This is a genomic window from Sporosarcina aquimarina, assembly GCF_033253705.1.
GTDB classification, from domain to species: domain Bacteria; phylum Bacillota; class Bacilli; order Bacillales_A; family Planococcaceae; genus Sporosarcina; species Sporosarcina aquimarina.
Map to the genome: position 1 here is coordinate 133,095 of NZ_JAUBDH010000005.1, position 26,653 is coordinate 159,747.

Below are 26,653 nucleotides of genomic sequence, written 5' to 3' on the forward strand. Positions count from 1 at the left end.
GCAGCAATTGCTGTCAATTTGGGTGGTACCGCGGGAACCTGTCTTCACTCTCGTCCCTTATATTCGTGGGGACGGGAGTTTTTTATATTTGAATAGGAGGAACTGGATTATGAGCTACAATCATTTACAAATCGAACAAAAATGGCGTGACTTTTGGAAAGAAAACGAAACATATAAAATGACGGACGACCCTTCAAAACCGAAGTTTTATGCTTTAGATATGTTCCCATATCCTTCAGGAGCTGGACTTCACGTCGGCCACCCGCTTGGTTATATTGCAACGGATATCTTAAGTCAATTCAAGCGAAAGCAAGGCTACAATGTATTGCACCCAATGGGGTGGGATGCGTTCGGTCTTCCAGCTGAGCAATATGCGCTCGATACAGGGAATGACCCTGCTGAATTTACAGCGAAAAACATTGCGACGTTCAAACGTCAAATGGATGAACTAGGATTCTCGTACGACTGGGATCGTGAAGTGAATACGACAGATCCGAAGTACTACAAGTGGACACAGTGGATTTTCATACAACTGTATAAGCGTGGACTTGCATATATGGACGAAGTGGCTGTGAACTGGTGTCCAGCACTTGGTACAGTACTTGCGAACGAAGAAGTGATCGATGGGAAATCAGAGCGCGGCGGACATCCTGTAGAACGTCGTCCGATGCGCCAATGGGTGCTTCGTATTACGGAATATGCAGATCGCTTGCTTGAAGATTTGGATGACCTCGACTGGCCGGAGAGCTTGAAAGATATGCAGCGTAACTGGATCGGCCGTTCTGAAGGTGCTCAATTGACGTTTGCTGTTGAAGGCAGTGAGCAATCATTTGATGTCTTTACAACACGTCCGGATACAATTTTCGGCGCGACATATGCCGTCCTAGCACCTGAACACAAATTGGTCGATAAAATCACGACGCCAGAGCAGAAAGACGCGGTTGCTGCGTATTTGGATAAAGTGAAGCTGAAGAGCGATCTTGAGCGTACAGATCTTGCGAAGGAGAAAACAGGTGTATTTACTGGGGCGTATGCAGTGAACCCTGCTAGTGGAGAGAAAATGCCGATCTGGATTGCAGACTATGTCCTCGTTTCTTACGGAACAGGCGCAATCATGGCAGTTCCAGCTCACGATGAGCGGGATTATGAGTTTGCAAAAGAATTCGGATTGACCATTACTGAAGTCGTCGCAGGCGGAAATATCGAGAATGAAGCGTATACAGGCGAAGGCACGCATGTGAACTCAGGTTTCCTAGATGGCCTGGGGAAAGACGAAGCGATTGAAAAGTCGATTGCATGGTTTGTTGAAGAAGGAAAAGGTGAGAAGAAAATCACGTATCGTTTACGCGATTGGCTGTTCTCCCGTCAGCGTTATTGGGGCGAGCCGATTCCAATTATCCACTGGGAAGATGGCACAATGACTGCGGTTGACGAATCGGAATTGCCGCTGGAACTTCCTGTTACAGGCGATATCCGTCCAAGCGGAACTGGTGAATCTCCACTAGCGAACATTACAGAGTGGGTCAATGTAGTCGATCCGAAGACGGGCATGAAAGGCCGTCGAGAAACAAATACAATGCCGCAATGGGCAGGCAGCTGCTGGTATTACTTGCGCTATATCGATCCGAAAAACGATGACATGCTGATTGATCCTGAATTAGCGGAACGCTGGCTGCCGGTAGATATCTATGTTGGCGGCGCAGAGCACGCGGTTCTCCACTTGCTATATGCACGTTTCTGGCACAAAGTGCTGTACGATATCGGTGTTGTGAAGACGAAAGAGCCATTCCAGAAGTTATTCAACCAAGGAATGATTCTTGGTGAAGGTAACGTAAAAATGTCGAAATCTCTAGGCAACGTTATTAACCCGGATGATATCGTTCACTCTCATGGTGCAGATACATTGCGTATTTATGAAATGTTCATGGGGCCGCTGGAAGCTTCTAAAGAATGGTCTACTAATGGTTTAGATGGTTCACGTAAATTCCTCGATCGTATTTGGCGCTTGTTCGTCAATGAAGACGATACACTTAGCAGTAAAATCGGCGGAGAATCAGACGGAACACTCGACAAAGTATACAACCAGACAGTGAAAAAGGTTACGGAAGACTTCGAAAGCATGCACAATAACACGGCGATTTCGCAGCTTATGGTCTTCATCAATGAATGCTATAAAGCAGATCGCGTTCCTACTGAATTTGCAGAAGGCTTTGTGCTGCTTATGTCTCCAATCACTCCTCACTTGGCTGAAGAGCTTTGGGAGAAGCTGGGTCATGAAGGGTCTATCACATATGTTACTTGGCCAACATATGATGCGGACAAATTAGTGGATGATACAGTGGAAATTGCTGTTCAGATCAACGGCAAAGTCCGTGCTAAGCTGGAAGTCGATAAAGACATTACGAAAGAAGAGTTGGAAAAAGTTGCTCTTGCGAATGAAGACGTTCAAAAATGGATCGATGGCAAAGAGTTGAAGAAAGTTATCGCAATCCCAGGACGCTTGGTTAATATTGTCGCAGTTGGATAATCGGTGAAGCACGGAAGAGGGGGGATTCTCTCTTCCGTGCTTTTTTGTTGGTGGAAATTTGTATGGTGGGTAATGATGCTTTTAATTGGCAGGGAAAGTGCTCAAGTTGGTGCGGTTTCGCTCAAGAGATGAGTGAATGTGATCAAGTTGGTGCAGTTTCGCTCAAGAGATGAGTGAATGTGCTCAAGTTGGTGCAGTTTCGCTCAAGAGGATAGGCAATGTGCTCAAGCAATTGCGGATTTGTTGAAAAAGATGGTCGACCCGCCCGTTACGCACAGAAACCCGCCCGATCCCGCGGCCGACCCGCCCGTTACGCGCAGAAACCCGCTCGTTTCCGCGGCCGACCCGCCCGTTACGCGCAGAAACTCGCCCGTTTCCGCGGCCGACCCGCCCGTTCCTGCGGTCGACCCGCCCGTTACGCACAGAAACCCGCCCGTTCCTGCGGCCAACCCGCCCGATACGCACAGAAACCCGCCCGTTTCCGCGGCCAACCCACCCGTTACGCACAGAAACCCGCCCGTTTCCGCGGCCGACCCGCCCGTTACGCACAGAAACCCGCCCGTTCCTGCGGCCGACCCGCCCGTTACGCACGGGAACCCGCCCGTTTCGCACAAGAACCCGCCCACTTCCTCAAACACAAAAAAAGCCAAACCGTTTCACGAATGGAAACGGTTTAGCCTATCAGTTATCCTATCATTTTTCACTAGCCCGCAAACTTGCATTCTTACCAGCAAGTCTGCCAGTAACAAGCGCAGAAGTAATATTATAGCCACCCGTATAACCATGGATGTCTAAGATTTCTCCACAGAAATACAAGCCTGCTTTTTTACGCGATGCCATCGTCTTAGGTTCAATTTCTTTCACCGATACACCGCCGCCTGTAACAAACGCTTTTTCGATGGGCTGCGTGCCGTTCACTTTCATCTGGAAATTTTTCAGTAAAGCAGACAGTTTTCGAATCTTCTCAGAAGAAAACGTATTTGCAGGTTCATTTGCATCCATATCCGCGTATTCAAACAAAAATAAGAGCCAGCGTTCGGGCGCAATTCCTTTCAACGCATTCTTCAATGCTTTTTTCGGATCCTCTTTCAATGTTGCAGTCAGCTGCTGGAATACTTGTTCTTCGTTCAAATCCGGCATGACATCGATTTTAATAATAACGGGCTGATTTCCATTCTTCATCCGTTCCTTCACCACATATTGGCTGCATCGCAAAATCGCGGGACCGCTCAATCCGAAGTGGGTGAAAAGCATGTCCATCTGATGTGTCACCAAAGTTTTACCTTTCGTATTCAATACAGATACTGCTGCGTCACGAAGTGCGAGACCTTGCAGTTCTTTTGCGACAATGAATTTTTCGTTCGAGAGTAAAGGAACTTCTGTCGGATACAATGTCGTCACAGTATGTCCTGCTTGTTCCGCCCAGGGGTAGCCATCACCCGTACTGCCTGTGTGAGGAACCGCTTTTCCGCCAACTGCAACTACCACAGATTTTGCACGTATTTCTTCACCATCCAATAACCGGACACCCAATAGTTCGTCTTCATTCATAAGCAACTTTTTCACTTTTGTTTCCGTCCTGATTTCAACGCCAAGTCTTGCCATTTCACTTAACAGCGCGTTCACTACATCTTTCGCTTTGTTTGAAACAGGAAACATGCGGCCGTGATCTTCTTCTTTTAAGGCAACGCCAAGACCCTCGAAAAAAGCTATGATGTCTTCGTTATTAAAAACCGAAAACGGTCCATATAGAAAACGGCCGTTGCCGGGAATGTGTTTTACAATTTCTTCGACAGATAGACGATTCGTCACATTACATCTTCCGCCACCTGAAATAGCCAACTTATTTCCAAGTTTTTTCCCTTTATCAAGCAACAAGACGCGGTTTCCAGATTCTGCGGCTGCAATCGAAGCCATTAGTCCAGAAGGGCCGCCTCCAATAACTATTACATCGTACATTTCAATCACACTTTCAGTTTTTCTACAGTATACAACACTAATTGGGATAAAACATTGTGTAAACTGTTCCTGCAGAGTAAACTGTATAATAGTTTGACTAAAACTGTCGAAGCCTTTAGTGAAAAATCGTATGTTTAAAAAGGCAGCAGACTTATGGTCTTTAGAAGTACGGTTCGTTTCGAAAATAGTGGTATCTGAAAGATAGGAAGGAATAAATTCATGGCATCTAATCTCGTTAAAGGCACAGCGATTTTAACAATCGGCCTATTTTTATCGAAAGCACTCGGCCTGTTGTACGTAATTCCTTTTTACAGCATTGTCGGAGAAAAGAATGTGGGACTCTACCAATATGCATACATTCCGTATAATATCGCGCTGTCGATTGCAATTTCCGGCGCACCGCTTGCCATTTCTAAATTTGTTTCCAAGTATAATGCGTTAGGTGATTATGCTACTGGACGAAAATTATTGAGATCCAGTGTCGGCATTATGGCATTGACGGGAGTGCTGTCCTTTTTAGCACTTTACTTCATGGCGGAACCCATTGCGCACATGGTCATCAAAGATGACGAGCAAGACTTCACTGTGCAAGACATCGTTTCTGTTATCCGCTGGGTCAGTTACGCATTATTAGCTGTTCCGATTATGAGTGTTATACGCGGATTCTTACAAGGGTATCAAAAATTTGAACCGACATCAGTTTCTCAACTTATCGAACAAATTGTTCGAATTGCAGTCGTTCTGATCGGTGCTTATCTTGTCGTGGACGTATTTGGCGGATCACCAAAAACCGCAGTGAAATTTGCAGTGTTTGCAGCTTTTATTGGAGCACTTGCTAGTTTAGTTACTTTATGGTTTTACTGGAAAAAGTACAAACCTGAGATGAATGGATTACTTGCAAACAGTCCACCGGCAGGCGAACTTCCGGTTTCATCGATTTATAAAGAAATCATTACGTATATTTTGCCATTTGTATTAGTTGGAGTCATCAATCCGCTTTATCAATTTGTAGACTTGATTACTTTTAATGGAGCTATGGCTTCAATTGGATTAGCTAAAGTAACGGATACCTACTTGGCGATGCTCAACTTCTTGACACACAAAATCGTCATGATTCCTGTAATGGTGGCGACTGGGTTTTCCATGGCGCTGATCCCTGTTATGACAACTTATTATGCAAAAGGAGATCAGAAGGGAATCACGCGGTCACTTGACCAAACATACCAAATCATGCTATTCCTGACGATTCCGATGGTAGTCGGACTTATGGCTTTATCAAGCGTAACGTATCAATTCTTATATCAACAGAGTGATATTGGAGCTGACGTGCTCAGAAGTTATGCACCAGCAGCTATTCTGTTTGGAATGTACACCGTAACAGCGGCTATTCTGCAAGGAATCGATAAGCACAAATGGATTGTGTTTACATCACTCCTCGGTCTGCTGTTTAAAATGATGCTGAATATCCCGCTTATCAAAATGTTCGAAGTGAATGGTGCCATTGCGGCTACGATTATCGGATATGGTATTGCGGTCGGTGTGAACATTTTCATCATTAAAAAAGAATTGAACTATCAATCGAAAGTTGTAATACGCCGCGCGATACTGATTGTGTTCTTCAATGCAATTATGCTCGCTGCAGTATTGCTTACTCGAACCGCTCTTTATGCAATTCATATCCCGCAGGGTAAATTACAAGCATTTCTCTACTTAGGAATATGCAGCGGAGTAGGTGTCTTCGTTTACGGATTCTTGTCATTCCGAAGCGGTCTTGCACAGAAGTTATTAGGTGATAAAATTACACGTTTTTCAAAGAAACTTAAGTTGGGGAGATCATAAATGAGACTCGACAAACTGCTGGCTAATAACGGTTTTGGTACAAGAAAAGATGTTAAACAACTCATACGTAAAGGGAATGTGCGTGTCAATGGGGCGCCTGAAAAAGATCCAGGTGCTCATGTTGACACAGATGCGGATTCTGTGGATGTTTTGGGCGAACCGGTTATCCATCAGGAATTCATTTATCTGATGATGAACAAACCACCCGGCGTCCTTTCTGCTACAGAAGACAAATGGGATCAAACAGTTATCGATTTGTTGTCTGAAAACGAACAGCGATTCAATCCATTTCCAGTTGGACGTCTGGACAAAGATACCGAGGGGCTGTTGCTCATAACAAATGACGGCAAATTAGCGCATGAATTGTTGTCACCAAAGAAAGACATTCCAAAAACTTATTATGCAAAAATTGAGGGCCGTGTTACCGAAGCGGACACAGCAGCATTTTCCGAAGGCGTGACGCTAGAAGATGGATTTCATACGAAACCCGGAATCTTAAAAATTTTACATTCGGATGAAGAATCTGAAATTGAATTAACGATTACAGAAGGTAAATTTCATCAAGTGAAGCGAATGTTCGAAGCTGTAGACAAAAGAGTGCTGTTTTTAAAACGGCTGTCTATGGGGACTTTGAAGTTAGACGAAACTCTAGCACCCGGACATTTCAGGGAATTAACGGAACAAGAGGTAATCGATGTGGATCCAAGAAAAAAAGGCTGAATTGCTAGAAGCGATTCAGTCCTTTTTTTCGGGTTTTGATGCCCTTAAGATTGCGTTACGAAGGCAATTTCACTTTTCTTGCTGTCGTTGTCCATTGGCCACGAACCGGACTCGTAATGAGGTCATTATACTCTAGGACATTTAGATCCCGTTGTGCGGTACGCGCCGTGATGCTAAATTCTTGGACTACATTCTCTGTGGTGACAGTACCATTACCATGGATGTACAAGTAGACATCCTTAATACGGGTCAGCATTCGGTCTGTAGCAGGATTCAACTGTGAACCACTCCTTCATCATCAATTTCCAATTGACTTGGGTTGAGACGTGGAATTTTACGTTAGCTCTATCGAAATCGCCTTTGTTCCGCACATCCTTTCTAACAACTAAACTTGTCAGACTGTTTGTTCTGACAATATTAGTATAACGTATTTTTTACGAAATGTAAGCTGAAAAAGCTTGGAATCAAGTCGAAAGTCCCAGCAATCAATAGTTCTTTATTTTCTAAGCAGAACGTGGGAAAATGGAGAGAATTGAATAGATGAACTCTCATCACTCGCCAATTCGATTGCGCATACATAGACTGTATGTAAAGATAGAAAAATATAAGCTGATAATCGAAGGGAGCACTACTATGACAACTTATTTTAATAATGGCACATATCTTGAGAAAGAAAACATGAACGTTTCAATTGATGATAGAGGATATTATTTTGGAGATGGCGTCTATGAAGTCATTCGAGTGTATGGCGGAAAACTTTATACAGCGGAAGAGCATTTTACACGATTTTTACAAAGTGCAAAAAAGATCCGGATTGATTTACCTTACTCTATTCAAGAGTTCATCCAAATTGCTGAAAAGTTAGCGTCTGAAAATGAGATACAGGACGGGAATGTTTACATTCAAGTAACGCGAGGTGTAGCGCCGCGCATGCACAATTTCCCTGGTGAGCAAATTGAACCTATGATTACAGCATATGCAATCGAAAACCTGCGCCCGTTTACAAAGCTGGAAAGTGGTGTAGCAGTCAAAACAGTTGAGGATATCCGATGGTTGCGATGTGATATTAAAAGTTTGAATTTATTGGCAAATGTGTTGGCGAAGCAGGAGGCAGCTGAAGCAAGCTGTGCGGAAGCAGTATTTGTTCGTGATGGTATCGTGACGGAAGGCTCTTCATCCAATATCTTCGGTGTGAAAGATGGAATTTTATATACACATCCCGCTACTAATTTGATATTGAATGGAATTACTAGAAGAGTCGTTTTGAAAAGTTGTGCATTAGAGAGCATCGGAGTCATCGAAGAAACTTTTACTCTGGATGAATTATACAAAATGGATGAAGTATTCCTGACTTCTACTACTTCCGAAATTACGCCTATTATTTCAATTGATGGCCGTGAAGTTGGAAATGGGGAACCAGGTCGTCTAACCGTGCGTTTGCAAAGCGTATTTGAACAAACGATCAAACAGCTTGAACAAGAAATCAACTGAACGAGAAAGCGCAGGTGAATCGATAGATGGCACAGCTTGTCAAAATGCTCGATTACGTCTCGCGTTACGAAAATGACTTATCCCGCTATACTACACAGTTCATACGTTTAAAACGTTCTCAATGGGAACGTATGAAACGGCAATGGGACAATGGTGTAGACTTAGCAAGCTGGCAAATTGCCGCGGATGAAGAACCGCAGGATGGGGCACAAGAACGTCCGGAGGGTTCTGAAATGGAAGAGGAGAAGAAACGGTTTTTTGCGTTGTCTCGATTTCTTCCTTTTAAAAAGCAGGAGCAGTTAGAAATATCCAGCGAAGAGCAGCTTCGGGTCGAACAAGAGTTACAATTCAATCCGAATATTATTCAAGATCCGCGTTCTCTTCAACAGCTGCGTAAGCTGTATGTAAATCAGCTTTTTCACTTTCAGCTGAAATGGGCAAGTTCCACACTTTCAGAACGGTCCCGTCTGGACGGGAAATTCATGAAGGACAAGTTTCTTCATGATCTGTTGGAAACGTTGCCGGATAGTTATTTGTTATTTTACTATCCAGTGTTAAAGATAAAAAAGGCACCAATTGAACTAGAAGTTGTTTTAATGACGCCTGTGGAATGTATTTGCATCACGGTATTAAAAGGTAAGAGTGGTTCTGTATATGTTGGAAGCGGCGATCGCTTTTGGACCGAAAAGTTTGGTGAAGAAGAATCGAAATTTTTAAATCCGACAATTGCACTTAATAGAATGGGGAAAATCGTTGCTAGCTTATTTTCCGCAGCTGAACTCGACTTTCCAATTCGAAAGGTTCTGTTATCAAACACAAGTTATATAGACTTTCCAGGGATAGCCCGAGACGTTCAGTTAATCGATCGAAGAGATTATCCGGAATGGTTAGAAAAAGGAAAGAAGTCTAGTATTCCGATGAAGTCCAGGCAATTTAGAGCAGCTCAAACTGTTCTGGATGTTTGCCAAACCACTGCAGCCAGCCGGCTGTTTGAACCCGAAGACGAAAACCTGGAAACATAATAATAAGTAAACTAACATTGAAGATGGAGTGGAAGAATTATGAGATTACGTCATAAGCCATGGGCGAAAGATTATTTAGACGAACATGCAGGAATTGTCGTTAAAGAACCGCAAACCAAAAAAGGGAACTGGGCAGGCGTGTTTAGAAACGACAACCCCATCCATGTGGAAGTAGGGACCGGGAAAGGTCAATTTGTTGTTGGGATGTCATTAGCAAATCCAGATATCAATTATATCGGCATTGAGCATTTTGACAGCATTATCGTTTCGGCAGTTGAGAAAGTAGTAGACTCAGATATCCCTATGAACTTAAGGCTGATCCGTGCAAATGGTAAAGATTTAACTGAAATTTTTTCAGAAGGTGAAGTATCACGCGTGTATTTGAACTTTTCCGATCCTTGGCCAAAAACGCGGCATGCTAAGCGCAGACTCACGCACGAAGAGTTTTTAACTTTATATAAAAAAGTGATGCCGGAAGATGGAGAAATCCATTTCAAAACAGACAACCGGGGATTGTTTGAGTACTCACTCGTCTCGATGTCCGAATATGGAATGCGGTTATTGGATGTCTCTCTTGACCTGCACGCAGAAATGCCTGAAGGAAATGTCATGACTGAATATGAAGAGAAGTTTTCAGCAAAAGGGCAGCCGATTTATCGATTAGAGGCGAACTATTTAAACGAAGCGTAATACGTACAAAAGGGGATGTTTGAATGGATACATACCAATTTCACGATATGAAACTAACATGGCTTGATGGGGGCGTCAATTATCTTGATGGGGGAACGATGTTTGGTGTTGTGCCGAAAGCGATGTGGTCTAAGAAATACGCGCCTGATGAAAATAATTTAATTGAGTTGCGTACGGATCCTATTTTAGTGCAGTTCAAAGGTAAAAACTTATTGATAGACTCAGGGATCGGAAAAGGGAAGTTAGACGAAAAGAAAATGCGCAATCTTGGTATACGTGCTGAAACTCGCGTAGCAGAAAGTCTTGCGGAGCTTAGCCTCACAACTGACGATATCGATATGGTACTGATGACACATTTGCATAACGATCATGCTGCTGGTTTGACTGAATGGCGGGGTGACAAACTAGTATCAGTTTTCCCTAATGCTGCAATTTATGTTTCACAAATCGAATGGGATGAAATGAGAAACCCGAATATACGCTCTAGAAATACGTACTTTAAAGAGAACTGGGAAGCGATACAAAGTCAGGTAATTCCTTTTGAAGAGGAATGCTCTCCATTGCCTGGGATTACTATGGTTCACACGGGTGGTCACAGCAATGGTCACAGCATTATACGTCTGGAGCAAGCGGGAGAAGCTATGATTCATATGGCAGACATCATGCCTACACATGCACATAGTAATCCACTATGGGTGCTCGCGTTTGATGATTACCCGATGGCTTCTATTTTTGCGAAGGAAAAGCTGATGAAGGAAGCACGCGAAAAAAGTCATCGATTCTTCTTTTATCATGATGCGGTTTACAGAGTGGTCCGTTTTGATGAAACTGGGAAAAAAGTGGTTGAATCTCTTGCAAGATCTCACGGATAAAGTATTCACTTCATATAAAAAAAGCAGAAGCTATAGTGGCTTCTGCTTTTGCTTGTTTGAAATTAGTTTTTAACAAGTTCTACAACAGTACCAGTTTTAGCGTCTGCTGCAAATTCATATTGTTCTAAAACACCATTTTTAATGCGAGAGATACCACCGCGATAGACATTCATCGAGATTACATTATTAGTAAATGGTTCAGTTTTCATGACAATCCAAGAACCATCAATCGGTCCTTCTTTTTTAAAGGCATCTTTGACGGATTTCAATACTTGCTCAGCAGGTACCGCCGAGTTTGCACGATCCACAGCCTCTTTCACTACTAAACCAGCAGCAGCTCCGGTCAATACACCCGCAGCAAATTCTTTGAATTTCATAAGTAACAGCACTCCTTACTAATCATTTTGATAATTGTATCATACCACTATCAGTTTGCATAAGCGAGACAGACTCATTCTATTCCTTCGGGTTCCTAATTATACAATTGGTAATTTCGACAGAATTGTTTTACAATAAGTCATGAGATAAAACCAAGTGGAGGTCATACTTACATGAATACTGAAACTCTTGAAATGTTTAAAACCTTAACAGAATTACATGGTGCACCGGGTAATGAACACGCAGTGCGTAATTATTTACGCACTGAGCTTGAAAAATATTCTGATGAAATTATCCAAGATAATTTAGGCGGTATTTTTGGAGTGCGTAAAGGACCTGCAGACAGCCCTAAAATTATGGTAGCAGGCCATATGGATGAAGTAGGATTTATGGTTTCTGGAATTACAGAAAATGGGATGCTTCGTTTCCAGACGCTCGGCGGATGGTGGAACCAAGTCATGCTCGCACAACGGGTAGAAATTCTAACAGATAAAGGAATTATTCCAGGCGTCATTGGTTCCATTCCTCCACATCTATTAACAGACGAACAACGGAAGAAACCAATGGATGTTAAAAACATGTTAATTGATATTGGCGCAGATGATATGGAAGATGCAAAACGAATTGGAATTCGCCCTGGTCAGCCAGCAGTTCCAGTTTGTCCTTTCACACCGATGGCTAACGAAAAGAAAATTATGGCGAAAGCATGGGATAATCGATATGGCTGCGGTCTAGCGCTTGAACTATTAAAAGAAGTCAAAGATGCAGACCTGCCTAACCAATTGTTCTCCGGAGCAAATGTAATGGAAGAAGTCGGATTACGCGGCGCACAGGCAGCAGCTAATATGATTGACCCAGATTTGTTCTTTGCACTGGATGCAAGTCCTGCAAATGACATGTCTGGAAGTAAAACAGAATTTGGTCAGCTTGGAAAAGGAACTCTCTTAAGAATTTTAGATAGAACGATGATTACCCATCGCGGACTTCGCGAATTCATCTTGGATACAGCAGAAACGAACAATATTCCTTATCAGTACTTCATCTCCCAAGGCGGTACGGATGCGGGGAAAGTTCACATTTCAAACGAAGGAGTTCCAAGTGCAGTAATAGGAATATGCTCACGCTATATCCATACGTCTTCTTCAATTATTCACACAGATGACTATGCAGCAGCGAAGGAACTTCTCGTGAAACTTGTTAAAGCGTGTGACAAGACGACAATAGAAACGATTAAATCTAACGTTTAAGATAGAAAAGTCTCCTTTCAAACAGCTGCACTCATGCTTCGGTATGTAGACAGCTGTTTTTTTCATGGAAAGTATTAAGGTAACTTAGAAAATATGAGCTGAACGATTCTGATGGTTGCATGGACTGTATTTGACAGCTAAACTAAACGTATTGTATTGAAATGGAGGCACAAAACGTGATCAGAAAAAAATCCCTCATCATCAGCGCGTCACTTGCACTGCTTGTACTTTCTGGATGTGGCCGAACTGTTGAAGAACGAACAGATGAAGCTATGGAATCTGCAAGAGATGCTTTTGAGATGAACCACAAACAACCCAATGAGAATGTCGATGGATTGGAGTTTTATAAACCTGTGGGCTGGAAAGCGGATGTGCAAAAAGAAGAGCATGCTTTTATGATTTCGAAAAGAAGTCAAACGTATGCAGCGGACTATGATGTCAACGCAAAGCAAGACTCTCATGCGTATTATGACTTATTAATGGCCGATACGAGTAAAAAGGTAACCCAACAGGAAACCTTTGTCGATAGCGGTACTTTTGGATTTGTTGTGATGATGGAACACGGGGAGAATTCTGTTGAAGTAGTCACTGGAGCAGGGCCAGTCCAAATTACAGCGATTGTAGAACGAGAAAATCTTGTAGAATCTACAGAACGGATGATGGAAATTTCACGCTCTGTACAAGTGAATACAGACTAACAGATCGATTATTATTAGAAGAGGTGAATACGTTGAAATCAGAACAACTAGTAGCGGAACTAAAAAAACGTCTTTCCTCTCAAAACTTCGAATGGAAGTTTGATAAGAAAGCGGATCGTGTGCGTTTAGAACATGCAGAACTCAAAAAAGGGATGGACATTTCCCTTCCTGAAATTTTGTCGAAATATGAACAAAAACAAGATGCTGCCATTGACGAAGTCGTCTATACTATTCAAGAGACATTCCGCGCAATGGAAGTGGAGCAACAGGAAGGCTTTTCTTCTGATTCAGTGATTTTGCCTGTCATTCGCTCGACTTCCTTTCCAAAGGCTTCAAAAGCAGGAAGTCCCTTCATCGTTAAATCTCATACCGCTGAAACAGCGATTTACTATGCGTTAGACCAAGGGAAAACGTATAGGCTCATAGACGAAAGCATGCTTTCAATTTTAGGGAAGAGCGAAGATGAAATTACAGAAGCAGCATTATTTAATGCACGTAAACTTCCAACTGATGTTAAAGTAGATGAAGTGGCGGGAAATAAATACTACTTCCTAAATATCAATGATGGGTATGATGCAAGCCGGATTCTAAATAGTGCCTTTTTAAAGGAAATGTCCTCTCGTATAGAAGGCCATATGACTGTGTCTGTTCCTCACCAAGATGTGCTGATCATCGGTGATATTCAAAACGATACAGGATATGATGTACTTGCTCAAATGACGATGCACTTCTTTACAGTAGGCCACGTGCCGATTACATCGCTTTCATTCTTATATAACGAAGGTGAACTGGAACCTATCTTTATAATGGCTAAAAATCGTGTCGCAGAAAAAGGAGAGAAAAAGAAATGAACGTCTTTATTAACAAGCATGGTGTAGGAGATGTTTTGTTTGTTCAGCTCACAACGGAACGTCCAGAACAAACAACAATTGAAACAAAAGGTGATATTACGCTTATTAAATCGTCAGAAGATGACAAAGTTGTCGCGTTTAACGTGTTCTCAGCAACCGAGTACGTGGGCGAGTATGCTGACGGCTCCATCCCGTTAACTCCTGAATTAGTAGAGAAAATTCAAGATGCACTAAAGAAAAACGAAGTGACGCTTGAGCTTAATGTGGATTTCAGTCCGAAATTCGTAGTTGGACATGTTGTCACGAAAGAAAAGCATCCAAATGCCGATAAGCTCAATATTTGTACAGTTGACGTTGGAAATGAGACATTGCAAATCGTTTGCGGTGCACCCAATGTTGAAAGTGACCAAAAAGTGGTTGTGGCTAAAGTAGGAGCGGTCATGCCTTCTGGAATGGTGATCCGAGATGCTGAACTTCGCGGTGTCCCTTCTTCAGGAATGATCTGTTCTGCTCGTGAATTGGAACTGCCGGATGCGCCAGCTGAAAAAGGCATCCTTGTACTAGCAGCAGATGCTGAAATCGGCAGTGAGTTTACAAAATAAAATTAAAGTTGGAAAACAGAGGGATTGTAACGTTCCTCTGTTTTTTTATGTTGTCTTTGTATAGAGCTGTCTGGGATTTGTGGTGGGAAAAACTTATTTTACTATAGTTCTTTTCCACTGTGTTTGAATTTGAGCACACGAGTATTTGATTTCCCCCTTGTTTTCCTGCTAAAATAGGATGATTGAAATGAAAAGAGTGATAGAGTGAGCTGGATTAAAAAAACGATGGGCCGCTTGTTCGGCTCGGAACCTGAAGAAGATTATGAAGAAAATACAAACGTTGTATTAGAGAAAGAACAACCGCATGAAACTGACACGCCGCAGCGGCCGGCATTCCGATTTCCTATGATTACTGATGCTGAAATTTATGGATGGGATGAAGATCCCAATGAAACATTGCCAATGAAAAATGACACCACATACAAAAAAGAAACCGATGAACAAGTTAAATCTGTTCCGTTTTATAAGAATAGCAGATGGCCGGAAGAGCCTCCAAAAGGAGAAATCCATAGGGCTGGCGATCGCAAAAAGTATCAAGAAACTCCAGCGCTTGCACGTGAAACGGCTGCGACAAAAGTAAAAACGACAGAGCGTAAGACGGAAATTGTGAATCAGCGAAATAATGTGCCATTTAAACCTACAGAAGTACCTTCGCCAGTGTACGGTTTTTCTCAGCCGAAATCCAAATCGACTGCGCCGCATGTTACCGCTGAACAAGAGCGAAGTACAAGTGTAGAAATGGAATCTGTTACAAAAAAGATGCAGCCGACTAATCGTTTTCTACCTAAAGAAGTATTGCCTTCAGGTAGAAAAATAGAAACAAGTAATGCAGATCTCTTGAAGACATCTGCATTACCTAAACCTGCGTCCGTTCAGGAAAAAGAAGAACAACTAGAAGATTTAGCTGATGATGCATTCTTAAAAGCAGAGAAATTTCAAACTGAAAAAGAAAACAATCAGGATATCTTAATAGATTCTTCTCAAGATGCCGGTTACGATGTTTCGCCTTCTTATGAAGCTCCAATTGAATCGTTCAAAGAAGAGCGTACTGAACAAGAAAAGAAGAGTGTCACTAGTCACATTGCAGTCTTGGATCGCGAGGAAACGGATGAGAACGAAGACCTTGAAGTTTTAGTAGAAGCAGAGGATATAAATACAACCGAACCAGAGAATGCAACACCTTTAAATGAAGATTTTTCACCCCCTGCAAGTGAGGAGGGGACTCCATCTCCAGAAAATCAGGTAGAAAAGAAAGAAAGAATGGTTCCTTTTAATGTCGTCATGTTGAAATCCGACAAAGAGAAACATAGTTTGCGTGAAATGGCGGAAACATCCGTTACGACATCAGCGCCATCCATGCCTGTAAAAAAAGAGCAGACGTTGAGCGGTTCAATAACGGTTCCCCCTAGATATCAAGGATCTGTTCAACAACAACCTGAAGTAAAACAAGAATTAGTTCCTTCAGTGACATTAACAAACGAAGCCGCTGATCCTATCGACGAGGAACCGCTAATGCATTATGTCTATCCTTCGGTGGAAGATTTATTGCCTGCGGAAGCCCAGCAAGAAGATACAGAATGGTTAACTTCTCAATCTGAAAAACTTGTTGAGGCGCTATCACATTTTTCTGTTCAGGCGGATATTTTGGAGGCAGTTCAAGGACCTACAGTAACTCGTTTTGAGTTGACGGTTGGTATTGGAACGAAAGTCAGCAAGGTAAGAAATCTGACAGACGATCTTAAATTAGCGCTGGCTGCAGAAGATATTCGAATTCAAGCCCCGATTCCAGGAACAAGTTCAATTGGAATCGAAATCCCGAATCGTACAACACGTCCTGTTAGAATTTCAGAAGTAATCGACACGGACAAGTTTAAGAAATCGGACTCTCCGCTGGAGGCTGTACTAGGTTTAAGTTTAACGGGGGAGCCAGTCACAATTGACTTGCGTAAAATGCCTCATGGTATGATTGCAGGTGCGACAGGATCAGGTAAATCTGTTTGTATCAACTCAATTTTAGTGAGCTTGTTGTACAAAGCATCTCCGACAGAACTGAAAATGATGCTAATTGATCCAAAAATGGTTGAACTGGCACCTTTCAATGGAATTCCTCATCTGATAAGCCCTGTGATTACAGATGTTAAAGCAGCAACTGCAGCACTTAAGTGGGCAGTAGATGAGATGGAACGACGCTATGAGTTATTTGCTCACGCGGGTGCTCGTAATATAGAACGATATAATCAAATGGCAGAAGCAAATCGGCAGTTCTCTCAAAAGATGCCTTATTTGCTAATTGTTATAGATGAGCTGGCAGATTTAATGATGGTTGCGCCGAATGATGTTGAAGTGTCCATTAGCCGAATCGCACAAAAAGCGAGAGCGTGCGGAATACATCTGATCATTGCGACTCAGCGCCCTTCTGTCGATGTCATTACAGGAATTATTAAAGCGAACATTCCTACTAGGATCGCATTCGCAGTATCATCGCAAATAGATTCCCGGACGATTATAGACAGTGCGGGAGCCGACCGTCTCCTCGGCAGGGGAGACATGTTATATGTGGGCAATGGTCAGTCCGCGGCAGTAAGATTACAAGGGACATTTGTAACAGATGATGAAATTGAATGTATTATTGACCATGTGAAGTCTGAAGCATCACCAGAATATTTATTCGGCCAGGAAGACCTGTTGGCTGCTGTCGTCGAAGAAGAAGAATCAGACCCATTATTTAATCAAGCCTGCTCGTTCATTATTGAACAGGGAAGTGCGTCCACGTCTTTAATGCAAAGACATTTTAGTATTGGGTACAATCGCGCAGCCAAAATCATGGATCGTATGGAAGCTCATGGATTCATCTCCGAACAACGCGGCAGTCGTTCAAGGGATGTCTATTTAACTGATTCTGGTTTACAAGCATTTCTAAATCCAGACCATGATGCATAAGCTTAAAACATATGAAATTGTATTAGTGAAGAAAGATTTAGGGAACAGGTTTGTCCCAGGAGGTTGCACAATGACGAAATTTCATTTTACTGGTATTAAAGGATCAGGCATGAGTTCACTTGCTCAAATTTTGCATGATTCTTCAAACGAAGTCCAAGGATCTGATGTGGAAAAGTATTTCTTCACAGAAGAACCACTTCAAGATCGTTCTATAAACGTTTTCCCTTTCAGTGAAGATAACATAACTGAAGGACTTACAATAATTGCAGGTAATGCGTTCCCAGATTCTCATCCTGAATTAGTAAAAGCTAAAGAGTTAGGTTTGGAGGTAATCCGCTATCATGATTTTTTGGCTAAGTACATGAAACAATCAGTTTCTGTCGCGATTACAGGAACGCATGGTAAAACTTCTACAACAGGTTTACTCGCTCATGTCCTAGCTGGTTATGAACCACTGTCTTATTTGATAGGGGATGGTACGGGGAAAGGTGTAAAAGACAGCAAGTATTTTGTCTTCGAGTCGTGCGAATACAAACGGCATTTCCTAGCATACGAACCAGACTATGCAATCATTACTAATATCGATTATGATCATCCTGATTATTTCAGTGACATGGATGATGTATTGAATGCCTTTGGTGAAATGGCTTTGAATGTTAACAAAGCAATAATTGCGTGTGGCGATGACGCCAACTGTTTGTCAATTCAAGCTAACGTTCCGGTCGTTTTGTATGGTCTAGGTGAAGGAAATGATTTCAGTGCGTCTAACATCGTGAAGACAGCTGAAGGAACTTCTTTCGATGTGTTCGTTCGAAATGAATTCTATCATTCATTTACAATCCCAATGCCTGGCGATCATGCTATTAAAAATGCATTAGCGGTCATTGCTCTTTGTCAATACGAGGATCTGGACCCTTCAGTGGTAGAAGCGCAGTTAAAGAGCTTTATGGGTGTCAAACGGCGGTTTACGGAAATCAAAACAGATGATGCGATTTTAATAGACGATTATGCACATCATCCGACTGAAATCCGTGCAACGCTGCAGTCTGCAAAACAGAAGTATCCGGGTAGAGAAGTTATTGCAGTCTTTCAACCCCATACTTTTACACGTACAGCTGCTTTACTCGATGAATTTGCAGAAAGTCTGGCAGAAGCTGACCAGGTATATCTATGTGACATATTCGGCTCAGCTCGAGAAAAGACGGGCAGCTTAACCGTAGATGATCTGGCTGACAAAATACCGGGAGCTGCGCACATTACGGTCGATTCTATCGATTGCCTTGACGCCCATGAAGATGCAGTCTTTTTATTCATGGGAGCTGGAGATGTCCAGAAGTACTTAACGGCCTATCAGCAACATCTTACAGAAAAGAAAACCGTCTGATCATTTTATGATCGGCGGTTTTCTTTTTACTAAAGAACTTTCTAAATAGAAGAAGGAAATGTTTCACTATTGTCGAACATGATAAATATAAGCAGAGTTTAGCCTTGCTTACGGCAGGGTAAAAGTATTCATAAGGTACAGTAGACTAAGGAGGAGTGAACAACTTTATTCTGTGATACATAACGCAGTGTCGATGAACAGAATAATTTCACCGATAGCAACCGAGCGTATCAACAGAAGAAAAATTCAATTTTACTATAACCCACTATAGTCACTACATTCTAAGGAGGAATTCGCATGAGCGAAAACTACAACAAATCTAAAACAAACCAAGACATCAATTTTAACGGAACTTATGAAAATTCATATGGTGAGCCATCTCAGCTTCCGATGAACTATAACTACTTCCCGACAGATACAGATCGTTTCTATGAGGATGACAGTTCAGGATCAGGCAGTTTCTTAATGGGCGCCTTAGTCGGCGGAGTAATAGGAGCTGCAGCTGCACTTTTCTTAGCTCCTAAAACAGGTAAGGAAATGCGTGAAGATTTATCTACTCAAGCTGTTCAGATTAAGAACAAGAGTATCGAACTGAGTTCGACGGCAAAAGACAAAGCAGTTGACTTTACTGCAACAGCAAAAGATAAAGCAGCTGACCTTTCTTCAACTGCGAAAGACAAAGCTGCTGAATTCTCTGCTGTAGCTAAAGAAAAAACAGACGATCTGAAAAAGAACGTCCAAGAACAAACGGAAAATGTCACGGGAAAAGTGAAGACTATGACTTCAAAATCATCTGCCCCGCTTGACGATGGAACCGCTTCTTCAGAAGGTGAAGAACCGATTGTTAAAAAAGATGACAAAAATGCATCAAAAAAAGAATCTGCAAACAAAACTAGTGGTAAAAAAGAAGCAAGCTATCAAACAACAGAAAATAGCGATGTAGCCTATGACAATTCAGAAAACATAGGTGATAATAAGATTGTGAATCAAAATGCAGTTTCGGATATTGAACCGAAAAAGAACTAATTACGAAAGAGGCCATCAGCTTTAAAGCTGATGGCCTCTTTTTAAGTTAGCAGAATTTCTAGTTCATCTCCGCCAAATATTTGGTCGTAAAATTGAATAGGCTGTTTGTTGCGCAATAATTCGTAAGAAGTCACAGATCCCATCGGAAGCTGGTAATCCACACAGGCGAATATATCGCTGAATGTGATAAGTGTTGTTTTATGAGGGGTAAACACAATCTGGTCGTCATGTGCAATGAGGGCAGAAGAATCCGCGTTTTCATTATTAATCACTATAGAAAAACGGGGCTTACGAATCGTAACCTGTTCACCATTGAAGGTGACCGTCAGTTGTTCGTATAACTCTATTCCTAGTTTCTTTACAATATCAGCAATCGTTTTAACGGCAGATTGCTCACTAATAATGTAATCCCCATCTTCTAATACGGTCGTAAGGGTTATCGGTAAACCATTCCGAGTATATCCAGCAGATTTGGATTTAAGCTGAATTCGTTTGCCATTCAAAACGACTGACTGCAGTTCATCATTCGTTTCGCTGCTCTGTAACTTGTTCAAAGCATCTCCTAATGTTAAAGAGTGTTCAATGGTGATTTTATCTCGATCTTGTATCACTGTCTGTAAGTTTTGTGGTTCGTTATTTACACGTATATCAGTAGTTAACATAACCGGCTCGCTGTCAATTTCCACTTGGATAACGTCTTTTTTAAGTTCTATAACATCTGCAATTGTAGCATGGGCAGATCGGCCATCTTCTCCTAGCAAAAGCTCTATGGAATCGTTTTGCTGAATAAAATCTTTGGCACTGGCATGAATTCCGTTTTTTAGAATGACGGATGGGGTTCCATGACTTCCAGGTAAAGTAATTTCTTGTCCGTTTAATGTGAATCGCAATGCTAAACCTGGTTTTCCATATAATTGTTTTGCTTTAACACCTGCAGCAAGAAGTGCATCTCCAATGGTCAAATCTTTTAACTCGAATAGACGAATCACTTTTTCGTTAACAGAAACAGACAAATAATGAATGGGTGCTCGTTTAGCAGCAATAGCAATTCCAATTGGTGTAACAAAAGCGGGTGAAGATTGAATGTGGTCTGCTAATGTTACGTCTGCCAGTGCATCTAATCCACGAACCGCAATGCGTTGTAAAGGAAGGTCAAGTGCACCGCTTAACTGAGCGGACAAGCCAGGTGTGAGACTGCCGCCGCCCACAAGCATAACCGCTTGGGGAGGTTTATTGTTTAGTCGTTTAATTTCATGTGCGATAGCCTGTGCAAGCCGATCTGTAGCTTCTGAAAGAGATTCTGCTATCTCTGTCACGGCAATCGATTGCTCGAAACCGAGAATATCTGTCAGTACTACAGATTCACTGTCATGCAATGAACGTTTTACACGTTCTGCCTCAGGGAAGTCGAGCAGATAGGCAGAGCTCAAAACTTCTGTCACTTCATCTCCAGCTATTGGAACCATCCCGAAAGCCGTTACTGTATTATGATTCGTTATTGCAATATCAGAAGTTCCTGCACCGATATCGACGAGCGCGACATTTAAGCGGCGCATCGATTGTGGAATCAATACGTTAATTGCCGCAATCGGTTCAAGAGTCAGCGCTTCCATTTCTAAATCTGCTCGTTTAAGTGCAGATAATAACGATTCAACAACGACACGGGGCAGGAAAGTAGCAATAACTTCCACTGATGCAGTTCGTCCAGTCTGCTCAATTAGACTGCCGATCTTTTCATCATCTAAATAGTAATGTAAAACAGAATATCCGACACAATAATATTGGTTATCGGAGGATATGGAATCAGATGACAGGAGTTCTTGCTGTGCAATTTGGACAGCACCTAATTCCAGACGGTTAATATCTTCAGAATGGATCAATGAGTTCGCTGTAATATCAACCGTCATTTTACCTTCAGCAGTTTTTAAAGCACGTCCAGCAGCTGCAACGCTAACTTTTTTCAAGGGTCCATGCCGTTCTTCTAATAATGTTTTCATTTGTTCAATAACAGAAGCGACACTAATAATGTTATGTATTTGGCCATCAATCATTGAACGCTCTTTGTGTTCAATCACTTCTAAATCGATGACATGATATCTTTGGTTCACTTCCTCTAATATGATTCCAACAACGGAACGAGTTCCGATATCCAGGGCAAATATAGGTGCCACAAACGTACCTCCTTGGCTAAACTAATATATTACATGCAATAATTTAGCGAAATAGCGTGACTTTTCAACTGAGGTTCATTATACTAGGTCTATTCTTATAAAATGTACCATAGATTCACTGTTCAGAAAAGGTGAGGATATGAGTGGGGAGGAGAATGACAGATGCGCCAAAATGACTTAGAAGACCTTCGGTCTCAGGTAACTGGACTGAATAGTAAAATTTTGGATTTGATTAACGATCGTACTGCTGTTGTACAAGAAATTGGTAAAGTAAAAGAGAAGCAAGGTGTAAATCGTTATGACCCTGTTCGAGAAAGAGAAATGCTGGACTTGTTGAAAAGTGAAAACAAAGGTCCACTTCCAAATGGAGTACTTGAACAAATCTTTAAAGGCATCTTCATGTCCGCACTCGAGATACAAGAAGATGAGCAACGGAATGCTTTACTCGTTTCACGTAAACGTAAAGCAGAGGATACTATCGTTGACGTGAATGGTGAAAAAATTGGTAATGGAACACCGTCGTTTGTATTCGGACCGTGTGCGGTTGAGTCTTATGAACAGGTGTTAGCAGTAGCCAAGTCCATTAAAGCAAAAGGTCTTACGATGATGCGAGGCGGAGCTTATAAACCACGTACATCGCCTTATGATTTCCAAGGTTTAGGATTGGAAGGATTGAAAATTTTGAAGCGGGTTTCCGATGAGACCGGGCTGTCGATTGTGACAGAGATAATTACACCGGGTCACTTGGAAGAAGCGCTTGAGTATATTGATGTCATTCAAATTGGTGCACGGAATATGCAAAACTTCGAACTGCTGAAAGAGGCAGGGAAAACGAATAAGCCGGTCTTGCTAAAACGTGGTCTATCTGCAACTATTGATGAATTCATCAATGCAGCTGAATACATCATTTCTAAAGGAAATAGCCAAATTATGCTTTGTGAACGAGGAATTCGTACATATGAACGAGCCACTCGTAATACATTAGACATTTCAGCTGTTCCAATTTTAAAACAAGAAACACACCTCCCTGTATTTGTAGATGTTACACACTCTACAGGCAGAAGAGACCTTCTAATTCCTACTGCTAAAGCAGCAATTGCTGTTGGAGCGGACGGTGTAATGGCTGAAGTACATCCGGATCCTGCAGTTGCTTTGTCAGATGCAGCCCAGCAAATGAACATTCCTCAATTTGATGAGTTCTACGAAGAAATGCAACGCTTCATGAATACTCACCAAATTGTATAATTTTTAGGCCGGAGCATACATGGCTCCGGCTTTTTGGTATAATGAAAACGGAAGATAGAGTGGACGAGGAAAGGGGAGGTCAGTATGGCGGTAACAATATATGACGTGGCTCGAGAAGCGAACGTCTCAATGGCTACTGTATCACGAGTGGTCAACGGAAATCCCAACGTGAAGCCAGCTACACGTAAGAAGGTAACGGCATGCATTGAACGGCTCGGCTATCGGCCAAATGCCGTAGCACGCGGCCTCGCCAGCAGAAAAACAACGACTGTCGGTGTGATTGTTCCGGATATATCTAAAAGTTATTATGCGGAGCTTTCAAGAGGAATTGCGGATGTTGCGACGATGTACGAGTACAACATCATCTTGTCCAATTCGGACAAACGTCCTTTACGGGAAATTGAATTGATAGAAGATCATTTAGGAAAGCAAGTGGACGGTCTGATTTTCATGAGTGACTCCATTTCTGAAGATGTACGAAAAGAAATGATTTCTGCAAATGTTCCCATTGTTCTTGCGGGTACACACGATACAGAATTGGATTTCCCAACTGTAAACATTGAAAACAAAAAGGCCGCTTATCATGCGGTTAATGAACTGATTGCAAATGATCACAAGCGTATTGCTTTCATCTCCGGACCATTTAGCCGCGACATTAATCGTCTCGCTAAAAAGACTGGATATGAAGAGGCGATGTCAGAAGCTGGATTATCGATTCCAGAAGGGTATATCGTAGAAACGGATAATACATACGATGATGCTTATGAAGTTTGGAATCGCTTACGCAAGCTGCCGGAGCCTCCTACAGCAATTTTTGCCGGGAATGATGAAATTGCGGTCGGTCTAATGAATGGCATTCGTGATGCAGGGTTGACTGTTCCAGATGATATAGAAATGATTTGTTTCCAGCACTCACTCCTGGCACGAGCTGTTCGGCCACAGTTAACTGCGATTCGGGTCCCTCTATATGACCTGGGCGCAGTGTCTATGAGACTGTTGACGAAGTTAATGAATGGCGAAGAAGTGGACCAGCAACAAGTAGTTTTACCTTATCAAGTGGAAGAAAGAGATTCAGTGCGGAAAAAATAGTCCATGTCTTCTATCGTATTTCTTCACTATCCAAAAAAGGCAGAGCAGCGAATTTCGCTGCTCTGCCTTTTACATATTCAACTAACGGGGCTGTTGCTCACTTCGTATGTAGTGTAGTGAACGATCCATCACTTGTGCATTTTTTTCTTCAATCTCTAGCTTCCGTGGAATGGGTTTATATAATGGATTGGGATCCTCCCAAGTTTCAATCAAAGGAACTGGAGCTTCTGACTGCCATTTGTTTAACCATGCTTCGGGCAATCTGCCTGTTGGTGCAGGAAGTTGTTTCATGGCATACCAAATGTGTGACCATGCACGAGGAACGACTCGCCAAATGTCATAACCGCCTCCACCGACAGCGATCCAACGTCCCTCACAATATTCTTCAGCAAGTTCACGTGCCAGTCGGGGGATTTCCTTGTAAATCTCCATAGTGCCATATAAATGCGTTAATGGATCAAAATAGTGGGCATCAGCTCCGTTTTGCGTAAGAATGACATCTGGTTTAAACCACTCTGCAACTTCACGGAAAGCGGTTTCATAAATGGATAAGAAAGACTCATCCTCTGTAAAGGCATCAATCGGGAAGTTAAATGAAGTTCCATATCCTTTTCCGTTACCTCGTTCTGTGACATGACCTGTACCAGGGAACAAATAACGGCCAGTCTCATGGATCGAAAGGGTACATACATCAGGGTCATCATAAAATGTCCATTGCACTCCATCGCCATGATGCGCATCTGTATCAATGTATAATACACTGGCATTGTAATTTTTCTGCAAATATCGAATCGCAACAGAACTATCATTATATACACAGAACCCAGAAGCTTTTCCTTGGAATCCATGATGGAGCCCTCCGCCGAGGTTCAGTGCGTACCGCGCTCTATTTTGCATTACCTCGTCAACAGCAGTCAACGTGCCGCCCACGAGCATAGCGCTTGCTTCATGCATGTTGGAGAAAATGGGTGTATCTTCTGTTCCAATTCCATAGACACTTCCTACTTCCGGTCCAACTTCACCTTTACCTGCCTGCTTCACAATCTCTACAAACTTCGGCTCATGCACTAACAGCAATTCCTCATCCGTTGCAATACGGGGCGCGACAATATCTTTATCATGAATCGCATGCATATTTTTAAGTAAATCAAGCGTTAAAACAATTCTTTTTTGATTGAATGGATGTGTATCAGAAAATGAGTATCCGAGCTGTTCTTCGGAAAAGATAAACACTGCATCTTTTTTCATAGAGCTGCTCCTGGAAAGTTAGGCCATAGAACGTCAAATCCACGTCCTTTTAATCCTTCAATAATTGCAATAGGATTCATGGTTTTAATGCGAATAACAAGTATTTTGTTGGCCTCATTTTCTTTGTCAGGATACACAAGAACGCTTTGGACATTCGTTTGAAATTCATTAAAAACTTTAGAAACTTCATATAGAATTCCAGGTATGTTAGGAACCCGAACCTCGATTTGAGACCCTGGCTGATGGGCGCCGGTTAATTCAATGTATTTATACAGCAGGTCTGTACCCGTAATGATGCCGACAAGCTTATGGTTGGAAACGATAGGCAGACATCCGATTTGATTGTGATAAAAAACAAGTGCTGATTCTTCAACAAAATCCATCGGATGACCAGTAATCGGTTCCTTCGTCATACAATCACTAAGCTGCATGTCGTATATTTTTGAAATTTCTTCCTCGGGCTTATTTCCATATGGAATAATTTCTTTTAAGTCACGATCCGTAATGATCCCAACAAGCTTATACTCTGAGTCGACGATTGGAAGGTGACGGATATGATTTTCTCTCATAAGAGACGCCGCTTCCCGGACTGTTTGATCCGGAGTAAGTGTAAAGACTTCAGTTCTCATAATTTCTTCGATTAACATACGATCC

General features: G+C 42.2%; 22 protein-coding genes and 1 other annotated feature (1 of these 23 running past the window's edge). Of the genes, 16 read left to right on the forward strand and 6 right to left on the reverse strand.

The features are described 5' to 3' along the window. Positions 1-61 (forward strand) — a binding site (T-box leader); it begins 155 nt to the left of the window's first position. Positions 62-109: 48 nt separating this feature from the next. After that, positions 110-2,527 (forward strand): leucine--tRNA ligase, encoded by a 2,418-nt coding sequence (gene leuS / locus QT716_RS09800; RefSeq protein ID WP_317935864.1) that lies wholly within the window; start codon positions 110-112, stop codon positions 2,525-2,527. 693 nt (positions 2,528-3,220) lie between these two features. Here the strand turns inward: leuS and QT716_RS09805 are convergent. After that, positions 3,221-4,486, reverse strand: a complete 1,266-nt coding sequence (locus QT716_RS09805) for a BaiN/RdsA family NAD(P)/FAD-dependent oxidoreductase (protein WP_317935865.1) — start codon at positions 4,484-4,486, stop codon at positions 3,221-3,223. 219 nt (positions 4,487-4,705) lie between these two features. Here QT716_RS09805 and QT716_RS09810 point away from each other — a divergent pair, with 219 nt between their 5' ends. After that, complete coding sequence (locus QT716_RS09810; RefSeq protein ID WP_317935866.1) at positions 4,706-6,325, forward strand: putative polysaccharide biosynthesis protein; 1,620 nt, start codon at positions 4,706-4,708, stop codon at positions 6,323-6,325. Next, entirely contained in the window at positions 6,326-7,045 is a 720-nt protein-coding gene (locus QT716_RS09815; RefSeq protein ID WP_317935867.1) for a pseudouridine synthase, read from the forward strand. A gap of 55 nt (positions 7,046-7,100) precedes the next feature. Here QT716_RS09815 and QT716_RS09820 read toward each other — a convergent pair whose 3' ends face one another. Beyond that, on the reverse strand, positions 7,101-7,322 hold the full coding sequence (locus tag QT716_RS09820) for a DeoR family transcriptional regulator (RefSeq protein WP_317935868.1): 222 nt from the start codon (positions 7,320-7,322) through the stop codon (positions 7,101-7,103). A 356-nt stretch (positions 7,323-7,678) separates the two neighbouring features. On the opposite strand from QT716_RS09820, the gene dat reads away from it, so the two are divergent. The 4 genes from dat to QT716_RS09840 are packed head-to-tail and all read left to right on the forward strand — an operon-like array spanning position 7,679 to position 11,120. Then, complete coding sequence (gene dat, locus QT716_RS09825) at positions 7,679-8,536, forward strand: D-amino-acid transaminase (RefSeq protein WP_317935869.1); 858 nt, start codon at positions 7,679-7,681, stop codon at positions 8,534-8,536. 26 nt (positions 8,537-8,562) lie between these two features. Then, the gene (locus QT716_RS09830; protein ID WP_317935871.1) at positions 8,563-9,558 is read left to right on the forward strand and encodes an NERD domain-containing protein; all 996 of its coding nucleotides are present in this window, start codon (positions 8,563-8,565) and stop codon (positions 9,556-9,558) included. A gap of 39 nt (positions 9,559-9,597) precedes the next feature. Further along, positions 9,598-10,248 (forward strand): tRNA (guanosine(46)-N7)-methyltransferase TrmB, encoded by a 651-nt coding sequence (gene trmB / locus QT716_RS09835; protein WP_317935872.1) that lies wholly within the window; start codon positions 9,598-9,600, stop codon positions 10,246-10,248. 23 nt (positions 10,249-10,271) lie between these two features. Then, positions 10,272-11,120: a YtnP family quorum-quenching lactonase gene (locus tag QT716_RS09840; protein WP_317935873.1), complete on the forward strand. Its 849-nt coding sequence runs from the start codon at positions 10,272-10,274 to the stop codon at positions 11,118-11,120. A gap of 62 nt (positions 11,121-11,182) precedes the next feature. On the opposite strand, the gene QT716_RS09845 is transcribed toward QT716_RS09840, so the two are convergent. Further along, entirely contained in the window at positions 11,183-11,497 is a 315-nt protein-coding gene (locus QT716_RS09845) for a PepSY domain-containing protein (protein WP_317935874.1), read from the reverse strand. A gap of 174 nt (positions 11,498-11,671) precedes the next feature. Here QT716_RS09845 and QT716_RS09850 point away from each other — a divergent pair, with 174 nt between their 5' ends. From QT716_RS09850 to QT716_RS09880, 7 genes are all read left to right on the forward strand, one after another. Continuing rightward, a complete protein-coding gene (locus tag QT716_RS09850; RefSeq protein ID WP_317935875.1) occupies positions 11,672-12,745 on the forward strand; it encodes a M42 family metallopeptidase in 1,074 nt (357 codons plus the stop codon). A 176-nt stretch (positions 12,746-12,921) separates the two neighbouring features. After that, positions 12,922-13,443 (forward strand): hypothetical protein, encoded by a 522-nt coding sequence (locus QT716_RS09855; RefSeq protein WP_317935876.1) that lies wholly within the window; start codon positions 12,922-12,924, stop codon positions 13,441-13,443. Between the two features lie 32 nt (positions 13,444-13,475). After that, complete coding sequence (locus QT716_RS09860) at positions 13,476-14,294, forward strand: DUF1444 domain-containing protein (RefSeq protein ID WP_317935877.1); 819 nt, start codon at positions 13,476-13,478, stop codon at positions 14,292-14,294. After that, the gene (ytpR, locus tag QT716_RS09865) at positions 14,291-14,896 is read left to right on the forward strand and encodes a YtpR family tRNA-binding protein (protein ID WP_317935878.1); all 606 of its coding nucleotides are present in this window, start codon (positions 14,291-14,293) and stop codon (positions 14,894-14,896) included. The genes QT716_RS09860 and ytpR overlap by 4 nt, the downstream gene beginning before the upstream one ends. A gap of 204 nt (positions 14,897-15,100) precedes the next feature. Then, a complete protein-coding gene (locus QT716_RS09870; RefSeq protein WP_317935879.1) occupies positions 15,101-17,836 on the forward strand; it encodes a DNA translocase FtsK in 2,736 nt (911 codons plus the stop codon). 70 nt (positions 17,837-17,906) lie between these two features. Next, complete coding sequence (murC, locus tag QT716_RS09875) at positions 17,907-19,220, forward strand: UDP-N-acetylmuramate--L-alanine ligase (protein ID WP_317935880.1); 1,314 nt, start codon at positions 17,907-17,909, stop codon at positions 19,218-19,220. A 297-nt stretch (positions 19,221-19,517) separates the two neighbouring features. After that, a complete protein-coding gene (locus QT716_RS09880) occupies positions 19,518-20,246 on the forward strand; it encodes a YtxH domain-containing protein (protein WP_317935881.1) in 729 nt (242 codons plus the stop codon). A gap of 41 nt (positions 20,247-20,287) precedes the next feature. Here the strand turns inward: QT716_RS09880 and QT716_RS09885 are convergent, their stop codons facing one another. After that, positions 20,288-22,417, reverse strand: a complete 2,130-nt coding sequence (locus tag QT716_RS09885) for a cell division protein FtsA (protein WP_317935883.1) — start codon at positions 22,415-22,417, stop codon at positions 20,288-20,290. A gap of 162 nt (positions 22,418-22,579) precedes the next feature. Between QT716_RS09885 and QT716_RS09890 the strand changes: the two genes are divergently transcribed. Further along, on the forward strand, positions 22,580-23,662 hold the full coding sequence (locus QT716_RS09890; RefSeq protein ID WP_317935884.1) for a bifunctional 3-deoxy-7-phosphoheptulonate synthase/chorismate mutase: 1,083 nt from the start codon (positions 22,580-22,582) through the stop codon (positions 23,660-23,662). A gap of 84 nt (positions 23,663-23,746) precedes the next feature. Beyond that, positions 23,747-24,751: a catabolite control protein A gene (gene ccpA / locus QT716_RS09895; RefSeq protein ID WP_317935885.1), complete on the forward strand. Its 1,005-nt coding sequence runs from the start codon at positions 23,747-23,749 to the stop codon at positions 24,749-24,751. An 81-nt stretch (positions 24,752-24,832) separates the two neighbouring features. Here ccpA and QT716_RS09900 read toward each other — a convergent pair whose 3' ends face one another. Both QT716_RS09900 and QT716_RS09905 read right to left on the reverse strand, forming a co-directional pair. Continuing rightward, entirely contained in the window at positions 24,833-25,999 is a 1,167-nt protein-coding gene (locus tag QT716_RS09900) for an acetoin utilization protein AcuC (RefSeq protein ID WP_317935886.1), read from the reverse strand. After that, positions 25,996-26,646 carry an acetoin utilization AcuB family protein gene (locus QT716_RS09905; protein ID WP_317935887.1) on the reverse strand — a complete coding sequence of 217 codons (651 nt, stop codon included), beginning with the start codon at positions 26,644-26,646 and terminating at the stop codon, positions 25,996-25,998. The genes QT716_RS09900 and QT716_RS09905 overlap by 4 nt, the downstream gene beginning before the upstream one ends. Positions 26,647-26,653 lie beyond the last annotated feature (7 nt).

Excerpts from the sequence above, each read along its gene's own strand:
- leuS (WP_317935864.1), top strand. The coding sequence starts at position 110 with ATGAGCTACAATCATTTACAAATCGAACAAAAATGGCGTGACTTTTGG.
- QT716_RS09805 (WP_317935865.1), bottom strand. The coding sequence starts at position 4,486 with ATGTACGATGTAATAGTTATTGGAGGCGGCCCTTCTGGACTAATGGCT.
- QT716_RS09810 (WP_317935866.1), top strand. The coding sequence starts at position 4,706 with ATGGCATCTAATCTCGTTAAAGGCACAGCGATTTTAACAATCGGCCTA.
- QT716_RS09815 (WP_317935867.1), top strand. The coding sequence starts at position 6,326 with ATGAGACTCGACAAACTGCTGGCTAATAACGGTTTTGGTACAAGAAAA.
- dat (WP_317935869.1), top strand. The coding sequence starts at position 7,679 with ATGACAACTTATTTTAATAATGGCACATATCTTGAGAAAGAAAACATG.
- QT716_RS09830 (WP_317935871.1), top strand. The coding sequence starts at position 8,563 with ATGGCACAGCTTGTCAAAATGCTCGATTACGTCTCGCGTTACGAAAAT.
- trmB (WP_317935872.1), top strand. The coding sequence starts at position 9,598 with ATGAGATTACGTCATAAGCCATGGGCGAAAGATTATTTAGACGAACAT.
- QT716_RS09840 (WP_317935873.1), top strand. The coding sequence starts at position 10,272 with ATGGATACATACCAATTTCACGATATGAAACTAACATGGCTTGATGGG.
- QT716_RS09845 (WP_317935874.1), bottom strand. The coding sequence starts at position 11,497 with ATGAAATTCAAAGAATTTGCTGCGGGTGTATTGACCGGAGCTGCTGCT.
- QT716_RS09850 (WP_317935875.1), top strand. The coding sequence starts at position 11,672 with ATGAATACTGAAACTCTTGAAATGTTTAAAACCTTAACAGAATTACAT.
- ytpR (WP_317935878.1), top strand. The coding sequence starts at position 14,291 with ATGAACGTCTTTATTAACAAGCATGGTGTAGGAGATGTTTTGTTTGTT.
- murC (WP_317935880.1), top strand. The coding sequence starts at position 17,907 with ATGACGAAATTTCATTTTACTGGTATTAAAGGATCAGGCATGAGTTCA.
- QT716_RS09880 (WP_317935881.1), top strand. The coding sequence starts at position 19,518 with ATGAGCGAAAACTACAACAAATCTAAAACAAACCAAGACATCAATTTT.
- QT716_RS09890 (WP_317935884.1), top strand. The coding sequence starts at position 22,580 with ATGCGCCAAAATGACTTAGAAGACCTTCGGTCTCAGGTAACTGGACTG.
- ccpA (WP_317935885.1), top strand. The coding sequence starts at position 23,747 with ATGGCGGTAACAATATATGACGTGGCTCGAGAAGCGAACGTCTCAATG.
- QT716_RS09900 (WP_317935886.1), bottom strand. The coding sequence starts at position 25,999 with ATGAAAAAAGATGCAGTGTTTATCTTTTCCGAAGAACAGCTCGGATAC.
- QT716_RS09905 (WP_317935887.1), bottom strand. The coding sequence starts at position 26,646 with ATGTTAATCGAAGAAATTATGAGAACTGAAGTCTTTACACTTACTCCG.